Origin of the sequence: Sulfuricella sp. T08 (assembly GCF_000971475.1) — a bacterium.
Taxonomy (GTDB): domain Bacteria; phylum Pseudomonadota; class Gammaproteobacteria; order Burkholderiales; family Sulfuricellaceae; genus Sulfuricella.
The window spans coordinates 105,291-118,198 of record NZ_DF967548.1; the positions used below are offsets into that span (position 1 = coordinate 105,291).

At 56.8% G+C, this 12,908-nt stretch carries 12 protein-coding genes; 6 read left to right on the forward strand and 6 right to left on the reverse strand.

The window, feature by feature from the left end:
• Nucleotides 1-8 precede the first annotated feature (8 nt).
• From pilB to SCT_RS16830, 6 genes are all read left to right on the forward strand, one after another.
• Complete coding sequence (gene pilB / locus SCT_RS12590; protein ID WP_059423548.1) at nucleotides 9-1,724, forward strand: type IV-A pilus assembly ATPase PilB; 1,716 nt, start codon at nucleotides 9-11, stop codon at nucleotides 1,722-1,724.
• A 10-nt stretch (nucleotides 1,725-1,734) separates the two neighbouring features.
• Nucleotides 1,735-2,958 carry a type II secretion system F family protein gene (locus tag SCT_RS12595; RefSeq protein ID WP_059423550.1) on the forward strand — a complete coding sequence of 408 codons (1,224 nt, stop codon included), beginning with the start codon at nucleotides 1,735-1,737 and terminating at the stop codon, nucleotides 2,956-2,958.
• A gap of 76 nt (nucleotides 2,959-3,034) precedes the next feature.
• Entirely contained in the window at nucleotides 3,035-3,889 is an 855-nt protein-coding gene (locus tag SCT_RS12600; protein WP_059423551.1) for an A24 family peptidase, read from the forward strand.
• A complete protein-coding gene (coaE, locus tag SCT_RS12605) occupies nucleotides 3,890-4,501 on the forward strand; it encodes a dephospho-CoA kinase (RefSeq protein ID WP_237759686.1) in 612 nt (203 codons plus the stop codon).
• A gap of 117 nt (nucleotides 4,502-4,618) precedes the next feature.
• The gene (gene zapD, locus SCT_RS12610; protein ID WP_059423552.1) at nucleotides 4,619-5,374 is read left to right on the forward strand and encodes a cell division protein ZapD; all 756 of its coding nucleotides are present in this window, start codon (nucleotides 4,619-4,621) and stop codon (nucleotides 5,372-5,374) included.
• A gap of 32 nt (nucleotides 5,375-5,406) precedes the next feature.
• Complete coding sequence (locus tag SCT_RS16830) at nucleotides 5,407-5,604, forward strand: DNA gyrase inhibitor YacG (protein ID WP_082098338.1); 198 nt, start codon at nucleotides 5,407-5,409, stop codon at nucleotides 5,602-5,604.
• 16 nt (nucleotides 5,605-5,620) lie between these two features.
• Here SCT_RS16830 and SCT_RS12615 read toward each other — a convergent pair whose 3' ends face one another.
• The 6 genes from SCT_RS12615 to SCT_RS12640 all read right to left on the reverse strand — a co-directional run bounded on the left by SCT_RS12615 (nucleotide 5,621) and on the right by SCT_RS12640 (nucleotide 12,897).
• On the reverse strand, nucleotides 5,621-6,046 hold the full coding sequence (locus SCT_RS12615) for a hypothetical protein (RefSeq protein WP_144408268.1): 426 nt from the start codon (nucleotides 6,044-6,046) through the stop codon (nucleotides 5,621-5,623).
• A gap of 14 nt (nucleotides 6,047-6,060) precedes the next feature.
• Entirely contained in the window at nucleotides 6,061-6,993 is a 933-nt protein-coding gene (locus SCT_RS12620; protein ID WP_059423554.1) for a Nudix family hydrolase, read from the reverse strand.
• The gene (argJ, locus tag SCT_RS12625) at nucleotides 6,993-8,222 is read right to left on the reverse strand and encodes a bifunctional glutamate N-acetyltransferase/amino-acid acetyltransferase ArgJ (protein WP_059423555.1); all 1,230 of its coding nucleotides are present in this window, start codon (nucleotides 8,220-8,222) and stop codon (nucleotides 6,993-6,995) included. The genes SCT_RS12620 and argJ overlap by 1 nt, the downstream gene beginning before the upstream one ends.
• A gap of 83 nt (nucleotides 8,223-8,305) precedes the next feature.
• Complete coding sequence (locus tag SCT_RS12630; protein WP_059423655.1) at nucleotides 8,306-9,037, reverse strand: EI24 domain-containing protein; 732 nt, start codon at nucleotides 9,035-9,037, stop codon at nucleotides 8,306-8,308.
• A gap of 107 nt (nucleotides 9,038-9,144) precedes the next feature.
• Nucleotides 9,145-11,865 (reverse strand): preprotein translocase subunit SecA, encoded by a 2,721-nt coding sequence (secA, locus tag SCT_RS12635; RefSeq protein ID WP_059423557.1) that lies wholly within the window; start codon nucleotides 11,863-11,865, stop codon nucleotides 9,145-9,147.
• Nucleotides 11,866-11,982: 117 nt separating this feature from the next.
• Nucleotides 11,983-12,897: a M23 family metallopeptidase gene (locus SCT_RS12640; RefSeq protein WP_059423559.1), complete on the reverse strand. Its 915-nt coding sequence runs from the start codon at nucleotides 12,895-12,897 to the stop codon at nucleotides 11,983-11,985.
• Nucleotides 12,898-12,908: the final 11 nt, after the last annotated feature.

The window sequence follows — 12,908 nt, forward strand, 5'->3', positions numbered from 1 at the left end:
AATCCCAGATGGCAGCAGCAACAACTTCGAGCAAGCTTAGCGGACTGGCCAACGCACTGGTACAAAGCGGACGCCTGCTGGAGGCCGATGCCGAAGCCATTCAGTCCCAGGCCGGCGCCGATGAGACTGGCTTTGTTGCCCAGTTGGTGCAAAGCAAAAAAATGAGTTCCCTGGAAGTTGCAGAATTTGCTGCGCGGACATTCGGTTTTCCCCTGCTGGACTTGGCTGCCATCGATGTGGATCACCTGCCCAATGATGTGCTCGATGCCAAGCTGATCAGAAGCCGGCGCGTTCTAGCCCTGCAAAAGCGCGGTAATCGCCTGTTTATCGCCACCTCCGATCCAGCCAACTTGCGCGCCCTGGACGATGTGCGTTTCAAAACCAGCCTCACGGTTGAACCGGTGGTGGTAGAGGACGACAAACTCGGCAAGCTGATAGAAAAAATTGCCGAAGCTACCGACACTACACTACAGAATCTAGCTGGCGAAGACATCAACCTCGAATTTACCGACGAGGAAGCGCTGGCGCAAAAAGATGAGGGCGCCAGCGCCGAGGTTGATGACGCGCCAGTCGTCCGTTTCCTCCAGAAAATCCTGCTGGACGCAATCAATGCCGGCGTTTCAGATATCCATTTTGAACCCTACGAAAAATACTACCGCATCCGCTACCGCCTCGACGGCATACTCTCTGAAGTAGCGCAACCGCCCCTGGCGATCAAGGAAAAGCTCTCGTCCCGCATCAAAGTGATTTCCAAGCTCGACATTTCAGAGAAACGGGTGCCCCAGGACGGTCGCATGAAGCTGGTGCTGTCCAAGAACCGCGCCATCGATTTCCGCGTCAGCACTCTGCCTACTCTGTACGGCGAGAAAATCGTGATGAGGATTCTTGACCCGACCAGCGCCACGCTGGGCGTTGATGCACTGGGCTATGAGCCGGACCAAAAAGAGTTGCTGCTCAACGCCGTCCGCCGTCCCTATGGCATGGTGCTGGTAACCGGACCGACTGGTAGCGGAAAAACCGTATCGCTTTATACCTGCCTGAATATCCTGAACGAACCAGGCGTTAACATCTCCACCGCGGAAGACCCTGCCGAGATCAACCTTCCCGGCGTCAACCAGGTCAACGTCAACGACAAGGCAGGACTGACCTTCGCTGCAGCACTCAAGTCTTTCCTGCGTCAAGACCCGGATGTCATCATGGTGGGCGAGATCCGCGACCTGGAAACGGCGGACATCTCTATCAAGGCGGCGCAAACCGGCCACATGGTTCTGTCCACCCTGCACACCAACGATGCCCCCGGCACCTTGACCCGCCTGATGAACATGGGAGTCGCCCCTTTCAACATCGCCTCCGCGGTAATCCTGATTACCGCACAGCGCCTGGCGCGGCGTCTGTGCAAGTGCAAACAGCCCATCAACATTCCCAGGGAGGCGCTATTGCGTGCAGGCTATACCGAAGAAAACCTCGACGGCAGCTGGCAGCCTTATGGCCATATCGGCTGCGATATCTGCAAGGGTACCGGCTACAAGGGGCGCGTCGGCATTTACCAGGTAATGCCGATCAGTGACGAAATGAGCCGCATCATCATGAAAAATGGCACCGCGCATGACATCGCCGACCAGGCAAAGCGCGAAGGTGTTCGTGATTTGCGTCAATCCGGCCTGCTCAAGGTAAAAGCCGGACTGACAACGCTGGAAGAAATCGAAGCCGTCACCAACGAGTAAAGGGATAAGCATGGCCGTCGCAAAAAAAAAGGTAGCAGTGAAAGATCTCCTCTACGCTTGGGAGGGTACGGACAAAAAAGGCAAAACCGTAAAGGGCGAGATGAGCGCACCGGGTACAGCGGTAGTGCATACCATGCTGCGGCGCCAAGGCATCACCGTTCTCAAGGTTAAAAAACAAGGCGGTTTCGGAAAGGGCAAGAAAGTCACCGACAAGGACATCTCCCTGTTCACACGGCAACTGGCCGTCATGATGAAGGCGGGTGTGCCGCTGCTCCAGTCCTTCGACATTGTCGGCAAAGGGCACAGCAATCCGGCCGTATCGAAGCTGCTTGGCAACATCAAGGCCGATATCGAAACCGGCAGCAGCATGAGCCAGGCCTTCCGCAAATATCCTTTGTATTTCGACGCACTGTACTGCAACCTGGTCAACGCTGGCGAACAGGCAGGCATTATCGACACGGTACTGGATCGCCTTGCAACCTACAAAGAAAAGATCCTCGCCATCAAGGGCAAGATCAAATCCGCACTGTTCTATCCCATCTCCATTCTGGTCGTCGCTTTCGTCATCACGGCAATCATCATGATCTTCGTGGTACCGGCGTTCAAGGAACTGTTTACCAGCTTTGGCGCCGATTTACCCACCCCAACGCTGGTGGTGATGGCCATCTCGGACTTTTTCGTTGCCTACTGGTGGGCAATTTTCGGGAGTATTTATGGCGCGTTACAGTTCTTTTTCTACACCTGGAAACGCTCAAAAAAAATGCAGTATTTCATGGATCGCCTGTCTCTCCAGCTACCTATTTTCGGCCCGGTAATCGAGAAAGCCACTATCGCGCGCTGGACTCGCACCCTGTCGACCATGTTTGCCGCCGGCGTACCCTTGGTTGAAGCACTGGACTCGGTCGGCGGCGCTGCCGGCAACGCCTTGTATTTTGACGCCACAAAAAAAATCCAGAGCGAAGTCAGCACCGGTACCAGCCTGACCGTGGCGATGCAGAACTCCAATCTGTTTCCCAACATGGTGCTGCAAATGGTCGCCATTGGCGAGGAATCAGGTGCTTTGGACTCCATGCTCTCCAAGGTGGCCGATTTTTATGAAGCAGAAGTGGACGATGCCGTGGAAGCGCTTTCCAGCCTGATGGAACCGATAATCATGGTGGTTCTGGGCGTGATTATCGGCGGCCTGGTTATCGCCATGTATCTGCCGATCTTCAAGATGGGCCAGGTCGTTTAAAACCAGCCCTGAGCGCGGGGTGCTGAGTCCTGAGTGGACTGCGCTCAGCGCTTAGGTCTCAGCACTCAGGACTCAAATGATCTTCGAACCCCTGCAATCCTCCCCGGCACTGTACGTTAGTGTGGCCGCACTCCTCGGCCTGATGGTCGGCAGCTTTTTGAACGTCGTCATCCATCGTGTGCCCCGAATGATGGAACGCGAGTGGCGCGAGCAATGCAACACTTTGGACGGAGAAGAAGCCGCGCCCGCCACACCCTATAACCTGGTTGTTCCGCGCTCGGCCTGCCCGTCCTGTGGCCACATGATATCGGCATGGGAAAACGTTCCGCTAATTTCCTGGCTGATCTTGCGCGGCCGCTGTGCACACTGCAAGACCCCGATCAGCCCACGTTACCCCATAGTCGAGGCCCTTACCGGCATTATCAGCGGCTACGTCGCCTGGCGTTTCGGTTTTGGACCGACCGCCCTGGCCGCCATGCTCTTCACATGGGCGCTGATCGCACTGACATTCATCGACTTCGACACCCAACTGCTACCGGACAGCATCACCCAACCCCTGATCTGGCTCGGTCTATTGCTCAATCTCAACGGCTTCTTCACCGGCCTGGACTCCGCCCTGGTCGGGGCAGTGGCAGGTTACCTGTCGCTCTGGAGCGTTTACTGGCTGTTCAAGCTGGTTACAAAAAAGGAAGGCATGGGTTACGGTGATTTCAAGCTGCTTGCCGCGATCGGCGCATGGCTGGGCTGGCAGATGTTGCCGCTGGTCATCCTGCTTTCTTCGCTGGTCGGAGCGACGGTCGGCCTTTCACTGATCCTGTTTGCCGGCCATGGCCGCCAGATTCCGATCCCCTTCGGTCCCTACCTAGCGGGTGGCGGCCTGATCGCCCTGCTGTGGGGAAAGCAAATCACCCAGGCTTATCTCGGGCTCTAGATGATGCTGGTGATCGGCCTCACTGGCGGCATCGGCAGCGGAAAGAGCAGCGCCGCCAGAATTTTTTCCCCCTTGGGCGCCGCAGTTATCGACACCGATGAGATCGCGCATCGCCTGACGGAAAAAGGCACTCCGGCACTTGCCGCCATCATCGAGCAGTTCGGTTCCTGCTACCAATTACCGGACGAAAACCTCGACCGTGCCAAGCTGCGCAAACGGATATTTTCCGATCAGGCCGCCAAGGAAAAACTGGAAACGCTACTCCATCCTCTGATCAAACAACAGCTCGTCTCGGAAATAGCTAAGGCACGAGGGCCCTATCTGGTGCTAATGATCCCGCTGTTTTTCGAGACCGGTGCATATCGCGATCTGGTTGACCGGGTACTGGTAGTGGATTGCGATGAAAATCAGCAAATTACCCGAACCATGTCCCGTAGCAAGATTTCCGCTGATGAGGTTCGAGCCATTATGGCGCACCAGGTTCCTCGCACAGAGCGCATCAAACAAGCCGATGACATCCTGTCCAACCTGGGTAACCAAGCTGATCTTGAAAAACAAGTCCAGGAACTGCATCAGCATTACTTGACACTGGCATTGCAGCGGCAGGTCTGATACCGCTTTACTAAAAACCAAAACAATTCAAGGTTTCATGTAATTATGTTAATACAAATTATTGTCAGATCGCTTATAATTCGGCAGTATTGAACTTTGCCGACCCCAGACCCGACAGTGATCACCTACGACCACCCTCTTAACGAGCGGATTCGCACTCTCCTGCGACTGGAGGATCTCTATGCCAAAGCGCATTACTTTTCCTCCCAGTCGCATCAGATGGATCACCACGCCGCACTGCTGGTTGTGTTCGAAATTCTGGAAGTTTCCTGCCGTGCCGATCTAAAATCCGACCTGCTCCAGGAACTGGAGCGGCAGAAGCAAACCCTGGAAGCCCTGCGCAACAATCCCGCCATTTCGGAAATAGCCTTGAATGAAGTGCTGCGCGATATCGACAATGTCGCCGGCCTTCTGCACAGCCTGCCTGGCAAGATCGGCCAGCACCTGCGCGAAAATGAATGGCTGATGAGCATCAAGCAGCGCACCTCCATCCCCGGCGGAGTGTGCGAATTCGACCTGCCTTCCTATCATTTCTGGCTGAACCAGGATGAAAGTCTGCGTCGCTTGAATCTGACGGAATGGCTGGCACCGATGCTGCCAATTCGAGATGGATTGAGGATCATCTTGCGCATGCTGCGAGACAGCGGCAAGTCCAGCCACCACTCCGCACCGCAAGGCGCATTTCAGCAGATGCTGAGCGGCAGAGTGGCACAGATGCTGCGCATCTCAGTCGCACGCGACTTACCCTGTTTCCCAGAAATCAGCGCCAACAAATACGCGATCAACATCCGCTTCACCGCTCTGGGCGGCCCCCAGAAGCCACGAGGATGCGACACTGACGTCGAATTTGATTTAACCCTTTGCAACCTTTAAGGCCAGGCAATCATTAGTTGGCATTACCGCACATGAATACCCCTGCAAAACCCTCACCCTCCGTCCCGTGCCCCGTTTGTGGCAATCCTGCGCTCTTCAGCCCTAAAAATCCATTCCGCCCATTCTGCTCGGAGCGTTGCAAGCTGATAGACCTTGGTCAGTGGGCAACGGAGGGCTATCGTATCCCGCTGGACGAGGAAGAGACGGAAAAGGGCGAGAATCTCAACTAGCCCAATGGGCTAAACCCTACTGCTTGACTGCGACAAAGGGGATTTGCCGCTTTACGCCATCCAGTTCCAGGGTCATAGCCCAATTACTGGCACCGCTAACGCACACCGGCAACAGAATCTTTCCTTGCCATGCCCCATCAGCTTTACGCTGCAACACATAATGGTTTGGCCCCATGTTCATGCCCTGCATGGCAAAATCGGCGGAGACCTGACCGGCATCGGGCGCCTTCACCACCAGATCGAACCGCTTGAGCGGTGTTGGGGCGGAGAGGAATCGGACCTCCACCGTCCGCTCCCCGAATGCCACTCGGCAACCTTGAACCAGGTCTGAGCAGTGCGCCATTAATATCGGCCCTCCGACATCACCGCCAATAAAGCGGGGCAAGCCCAATGCCAGCAGCACCGGCAGGAGCAAGAGCAGGAAAGGCCAGATTTTTTTCATGTTCATTCTATCGGCTACCATGCCCCGCGCAACATGGCGATTCCATGAGCCCCATGCTGCCACGCTTCGTCCAAGTCTGCACCTGAGACCCCACCCAGCGCATAGACTGGCATCGGCAAATCCTTTACCAGGCGCGCAAAACCATCCCAGCCCAAAACCGGTGCTCCGGGATGGCTCAGAGTCGGCCGCACCGGCGACAGCAACGCAAAATCCAGCTCCAGTTCGGCAGCCTTATCCAGCTCACGTCTGTCATGGCAGGAAGCGCTCACCAACTCCACTTCCGGCCGGGCCGCCAACGCCATCAGCTGTGCTGAATTCAACTGCACCCCATCCGCACCGACCTCCCGGGCCAAGGCTGCATCGCCATTAATCACCACACGAGCACCGTGAGAATGCGCCCGCTGTACCACCTCGGCAGCGAAAACACGCAATGTTGCCGCATCCATGGCCTTCTCTCGCACCTGGATCAGTTTGACTCCCTGCTGCAGCGCAATCTGAAGCCGCTCCAGAAATGGCTCTATACCAAGCTCGTTGGCATGAGTAATTGCACACACTGGAGGCAATATAAGCGAGCGCAGAATCGGCCCATTGGCCGGCAATAGCGGCGTTACACTTACCGCGTCGGGATATTGCCAGGAAAGACGCTGGTTTTCCTTACCGTGTGGCTCGCCGTGCCAGTTCACCACGCGAAAGAAATGCAGCCGCACCGTGGCATGCGGGTAAGTATAGACGCGGGTCAGCCAGGGGTGAGCCACCGCTACCTCGATCCCCAGTTCCTCGCGCAGTTCACGCTCCAGAGCATGGTAGGGCGACTCGCCCTCTTCGATCTTGCCGCCAGGAAACTCCCACCATCCGGCATAAGGCTTGCCCGCCGGACGTTCTGCCAAAAGAAATTCGCCATCGGGCCGCTGCAAGACAGCGGCGGCGACCTCCAGAATTTTCGTCATCAGCTTCGGTACTCGGCATTGATCTTGACGTAATCATAAGAGAAGTCGCAGGTCCATACTGTGGCCAAGGCCGAACCCCGGCCAAGCTGTACCCTCACGGTGATCTCGGGCTCCCTCATCACCCGCTGGCCATCCTGCTCCTGATAGCTCGCCGCGCGGCAGCCATTTTCCGCCACCAGCACATCCCCCAGATAGAGCTTGAGCCTGTCCACATCCAGATCGGCAATGCCAGCATAGCCAATGGCGGCGAGTATCCGCCCCAGATTGGGATCCGAAGCGAAGAAAGCGGTCTTGACCAGGGGCGAGTGTGCAATGGCATACGCCACCTGGCGGCATTCCGCTTCCGTGGCTCCACCCTCGACGGTGATGGTCATGAACTTGGTCGCGCCTTCGCCATCCCGGACTATGGCCTGGGCCAGCATTTGCGACACTTCGGTGACAGCATCGCGCAGAGCGGCGTAGTGAGTGCTTGCGGCATCGGTAATTTCTGGCACACCAGCCTCGCCGGTCGCAATCAGCATGAAGGAATCGTTGGTAGAAGTATCGCCATCCACCGTGATGCAGTTGAAGGAACGGTCGGCGGCATGGCGCACCAGCGCTTCCAGCAGGGGCTGGCTGAGCGCCGCGTCAGTGGCGACATAGCCGAGCATGGTCGCCATATTGGGATGAATCATGCCGGAGCCCTTGGCTATGCCGGTGATGGTGATAGTCGCATCGCCCAGCCTGATCTGCTTCGACACCGCCTTGGAGACTATGTCAGTGGTCATGATCGCCTGCGCAGCGTCGAACCAGTTGCCCTCCTTAAGGTCGGCCACTGCCGCCGGCAGGCCGGCAATAATTTTTTCTACCGGCAGCGGCTCCAGGATCACGCCAGTAGAGAAAGGCAACACTTGTTCCTCCACGCAACCCAGCAGCTTCGCCACCTCGGCACAGGTCCGCCGGGCTCGATTCAGACCCTCCTCACCCGTGCCGGCATTGGCGTTGCCGGTGTTCACTACTAGCGCTCGGATGCCCTGGCCGGCTGCCAAGTGGCTCTTGCACAGCACCACCGGCGCAGCACAGAAGCGGTTCAGGGTAAACACGCCCGCCACGCGGGCCTTTTCGCCCAACCACATGATCAGAAGATCCTTGCGGTTCGCCTTTTTGATGCCGGCTTCGGCAATACCGAGGTTGATGCCTTTAACGGGCAGCAATTGATCGGGGTTGGGCGGAGAGAGATTAACGGGCATTAAGAAATCCTGAACGGTGAAGTTAACGAATTGGGATTATTTTAAACCAAAAAACCAGCGGAACGCCTATCGGCATCAAGGTTTCAGATTTCTGTTGCTGAACCCGCCCGCAATGTCTGCAGTTCAGCGAGACAGAAATGAATATAGGCAAGGCCAATGTAGATCGGTAGAAACAGGTTGAGGAAAGGCACGAACTGCACCAGCCCGAGCAATCCACCCAGGACATACATCCGGCCTCCCGCACGCTCCACGACCTGCAGATACTCATCGCGGGAGGCATGGTCAGCGAGCGCATCGTAGCGGAACAGGCGCTGGTTCAGGTAAGCGGAAAGAAAAACCGGCACAAGCAGCGCGAACGGTCCAAACAGCCACAACGGCAGCGCAAGCAACCATAACACTGCAAACACGAAAACCCCAGCCAGCCCGTTCCAGATAGACCCTAGCACGGTGCCACCTCGCTTCATCTGCATACCGGGGTAGTCCTTCTCGGCAACGAAGCGCAACATATAGGGCATTGCCACCACTGCGGCGATCAGAAGCGCGGTCACCACGCTTAGCGGGACTAGCACCATGAAGGCCAGCGTGGTTGCGGCGGCTCGCGCCACCCAGGCAAGCTCGTGCCGCCCCAGGAAATCGTGCACGGCGGCGTGATCAATCAAGCCTTGCAGCCCGGCCACCCAATCCGACCAGAAGAAGAAAGCCAGCCCACCCCACAGAATAGCGGCCAGCACCACCGGCCACAGCACCAAAGCCAGCATCTTCGGGTGAAACAAGCTTTTTAACGCCTTCAACAAGGCGTTCAGGATTTCTTGCATAGCACCATCCCCTCCGCCATCGCGCCCTTCAAAATACATTGTAGCAACGAATTCTAACCAAAAAAAAGCCGGCAATCCTGCCGGCTTTTGCGCCCATCAAATTTTCCTCAGCTGAGCTTGCCATGGCACTGCTTGTACTTCTTGCCAGAACCACACGGGCAGGGATCGTTGCGGCCGACCTTGTCGCCGGCGCGGACGAAGGGGTGATGCTCCTCACCCTCGGCATCCTCGTCAGCTCCTCCCAGCGCCTCGTCGTAATCGGCGTGGTGGTATTGGACATTGGACGGTTGCGGTTGGGCTTCAACCGCTTCCACATCCTCTTCGCTGCGGATCTGCACGGTCAGCACGATCTTGGTGACTTCGCGCTTGATGCGATCGAGCATGTCGGAGAACAACTCGAACGCTTCGCGCTTGTATTCCTGTTTCGGATTTTTCTGAGCGTAACCGCGCAGATGGATACCCTGGCGCAGATGATCCAGCGCCGCCAGATGCTCGCGCCAGTGTGTATCCAGGCTTTGCAGCATGACTGCGCGTTCGAAGTGGTGCATGGTTTCGACGCCGACCGATTCCAGCTTGTGCTGGTACTGTGCGTTGGCTGCATCGATGATGCGTTTGCGCAGACCGTGTTCGTCCAGGCTTGATTCCTTATCCAGCCACTCGCGTAGCGGCAGATCAAGCTGCCACTCAGCGTGCAGCGACTTCTCCAGCCCCGCCACGTCCCATTGCTCTTCCATGCTTTCCGGCATGATAAACTGGCTGATATGGTCGTTGATCACATCCTCGCGCATCGCCTGGATGGTTTCGGAAATATCGGTGGCCTCCAGCAACTCGTTGCGCTGGGCGTAGATCACCTTGCGCTGGTCGTTGGAGACATCATCGTACTCCAGCAACTGTTTGCGGATGTCGAAGTTGCGCGCCTCCACCTTGCGCTGGGCATTCTCGATGGCACGAGTCACCCACGGATGCTCGATCGCCTCGCCCTCCGGCATCTTCAGGCGATCCATGATGGCCGCCACGCGGTCGGAGGCGAAGATGCGCAGCAGCGGATCTTCCAGTGACAGATAAAAACGGCTTGACCCATCATCGCCCTGTCGCCCGGCGCGGCCGCGCAACTGGTTATCCACCCGACGCGACTCATGGCGCTCGGTACCGATGATGTGCAGGCCGCCCGCAATCAGGACCTGGTCATGCACGGGCTGCCATTCGCTCTTGATCGCGTCGTGACGTTTGATCTTCTCCTCTTCGCTCAGGCTCTCGTCGTGGCGAATCTTTTCGAAATCGCCTTCGATGCTACCTCCCAGCACGATGTCGGTGCCGCGGCCTGCCATGTTGGTGGCGATGGTAATCGCTTTCGGCCGACCTGCCTGCGCCACAATCTCGGCCTCGCGAGCGTGCTGCTTGGCGTTGAGCACCTGATGCGCAAGCTTTTCCTTCTCCAGCAGATTGGAAATGTATTCCGAAGTTTCGATTGAGGTCGTGCCGACCAGAACAGGCTGACCCCGGCTCTGGCACTCCTTGATATCGTTGATCACCGCCTGGTATTTTTCTTTTGCAGTACGATAAACCTGATCCATGCGATCCTGGCGTATCATGGGCCGGTGGGGCGGAATCACCACGGTTTCCAGCCCGTAGATCTGCTGGAATTCGTAAGCTTCGGTGTCGGCCGTGCCAGTCATGCCGGAGAGCTTCAAATACATGCGGAAATAGTTCTGGAAGGTAATCGATGCCAGCGTCTGGTTTTCCTTCTGGATCGCCACGCCTTCCTTCGCCTCCACCGCCTGATGCAGGCCATCCGACCAGCGTCGCCCGGACATCAGGCGACCGGTAAATTCGTCGACGATGACCACTTCACCATCCTGCACCACATAGTGCTGGTCGAGATGGTACAGGGCATGAGCGCGCAACGCCGCATAGAGGTGATGGACCAGGCTGATGTTGGCCGCATCGTAAAGGCTGGTGCCGGGCAGCAGCAGGCCGGCCTGCGTCAACAACTGCTCGGCGTGCTCGTGTCCCTCTTCGCTGAGCAGAACCTGGTGCGACTTTTCATCGACACTATAATCGCCAGGCCCATCTTCCTGTTCTTGCTTGACCAGTTTCGGCGCCAGATCGTTGATACGGTAGTACAGATCGACGTTGTCCTCGGCCTGACCGGAGATGATCAGCGGGGTGCGCGCCTCGTCGATCAGGATCGAATCCACCTCGTCGACGATAGCGTAATTCAGACTGCGCTGCACCCGCTCCGTGGGCTGGTACACCATATTGTCGCGCAGGTAGTCGAACCCGAATTCGTTGTTGGTACCGTAAGTGATGTCGGCAGCGTAGGCAGCCTGCTTTTCCTCGTGGTCCATCTGCGACAGGTTGACGCCAACGGTGAGTCCGAGGAAATTGTGGATACGGCCCATCCACTCGGCATCGCGCTTGGCCAGGTAGTCGTTCACCGTAATCACGTGTACGCCCTTGCCGGACAATGCATTGAGATACGCAGGCAGAGTGGCAACCAGGGTTTTGCCCTCGCCGGTACGCATTTCAGCAATTTTTCCATAATGCAGCACCATGCCGCCGATCATCTGCATGTCGAAATGGCGCATCTCGAGCACACGCTTGCCGGCCTCGCGCACAACGGCGAAAGCCTCTGGCAATAGCGCATCCAGGGATTCCCCGTTCTGGTAGCGTTGCCTGAATTCATCGGTTTTGGCACGCAGCTCCGCATCGGACAGCGGGGCGATTTTCGGCTCCAGCGCGTTGATGGCCTGGACTGTTTGCGTGTATTGCTTAATTAGCCGATCGTTGCGGCTACCAAAGATTTTTCTGACCAGACGGGATATCATGAGTTTTCAGGAAGTAAAATAAACAAAAAGCCAGCGCCGAGCCGGGCGATGGCCGTCAATTTCAAAAGGGTGTCTCTTGTCGAATTCTGACTCCAGAGGCTCCCATAAAGTACCAAGTCAGCCCAGATGCAGGTAATGCTCCGGATTCTGTGGAGCGCCACGGTGACGTACCTCAAAGTGCAAGTGCGGCCCGGTGGAGCGACCCGTGCTGCCGACCTCACCAATTTCTTGCCCTTTCATCACCACGTCACCGACCTTGGCCAGCAATTTCGAAGCATGTGCGTAACGGCTGATCAGTCCGTTGCCGTGATCAATCTCTATCATATTACCATAGCCGGCATAAGTATCGGCATAAACCACGATACCACCCCCCGCCGCATGGATAGCCGTACCTTGATCAGCCATGAAATCCACACCTTCATGAAAGGCTTTCTGGCCGGTGAAAGGGTCGATGCGGTAGCCATAATTGGAGGAATACCAACCCGTGGTCACCGGCCGCGTGGACGGAATGGCGACTTTCTTCGCCTGCTGCTGAACCAGCACCGCCTCCATCAACCCAAGCTGATCGGATCGATCGTCGAGTTTTTTCATTAAACCGTCAAGCTGCTGACCAAACTCGCTCAGGGTCATGTCGCGTGCCGGCAGGCTGGACTCCGCGCCGCCCTGGCCCGGTTTTTTGTCAAAATTAAATTCCTGTTTGCCCATATTTGTCAGCGTCGCCAATCGCTCGCCCAGGGAGTCGAGGCGCAGCACATGCGCCTGCATCTGGCCAAGTTTCACCGCCATGGCGTTAAGATTCTCCCGCAAGTACACCTGATTCTTCGCCGCCTCGGTGCGTTGCGAGCTTAACACCAGGGATTGCAGGTAGGGGTGTGGAATGTCTGCGGCGTGAAACAGCAACAGATAGGTGAAGGTCATCGCCAGCAACAACGGGAAAACCAGAAGCGCCATACCCAGGGTCATCACTTGGGCATGGCTCAATGCCACGGTCTTTCCCTTTGCCAACTTACCGGAAACTAGAATAATATTCATAGATCTCCCTT

Excerpts from the sequence above, each read along its gene's own strand:
- SCT_RS12630 (WP_059423655.1), bottom strand. The coding sequence starts at position 9,037 with ATGCAAGAAATCCTGAACGCCTTGTTGAAGGCGTTAAAAAGCTTGTTT.
- argJ (WP_059423555.1), bottom strand. The coding sequence starts at position 8,222 with ATGCCCGTTAATCTCTCTCCGCCCAACCCCGATCAATTGCTGCCCGTT.
- SCT_RS12620 (WP_059423554.1), bottom strand. The coding sequence starts at position 6,993 with ATGACGAAAATTCTGGAGGTCGCCGCCGCTGTCTTGCAGCGGCCCGAT.
- SCT_RS16830 (WP_082098338.1), top strand. The coding sequence starts at position 5,407 with ATGAATACCCCTGCAAAACCCTCACCCTCCGTCCCGTGCCCCGTTTGT.
- SCT_RS12615 (WP_144408268.1), bottom strand. The coding sequence starts at position 6,046 with ATGAAAAAAATCTGGCCTTTCCTGCTCTTGCTCCTGCCGGTGCTGCTG.
- secA (WP_059423557.1), bottom strand. The coding sequence starts at position 11,865 with ATGATATCCCGTCTGGTCAGAAAAATCTTTGGTAGCCGCAACGATCGG.
- pilB (WP_059423548.1), top strand. The coding sequence starts at position 9 with ATGGCAGCAGCAACAACTTCGAGCAAGCTTAGCGGACTGGCCAACGCA.
- SCT_RS12600 (WP_059423551.1), top strand. The coding sequence starts at position 3,035 with ATGATCTTCGAACCCCTGCAATCCTCCCCGGCACTGTACGTTAGTGTG.
- SCT_RS12640 (WP_059423559.1), bottom strand. The coding sequence starts at position 12,897 with ATGAATATTATTCTAGTTTCCGGTAAGTTGGCAAAGGGAAAGACCGTG.
- SCT_RS12595 (WP_059423550.1), top strand. The coding sequence starts at position 1,735 with ATGGCCGTCGCAAAAAAAAAGGTAGCAGTGAAAGATCTCCTCTACGCT.
- coaE (WP_237759686.1), top strand. The coding sequence starts at position 3,890 with ATGATGCTGGTGATCGGCCTCACTGGCGGCATCGGCAGCGGAAAGAGC.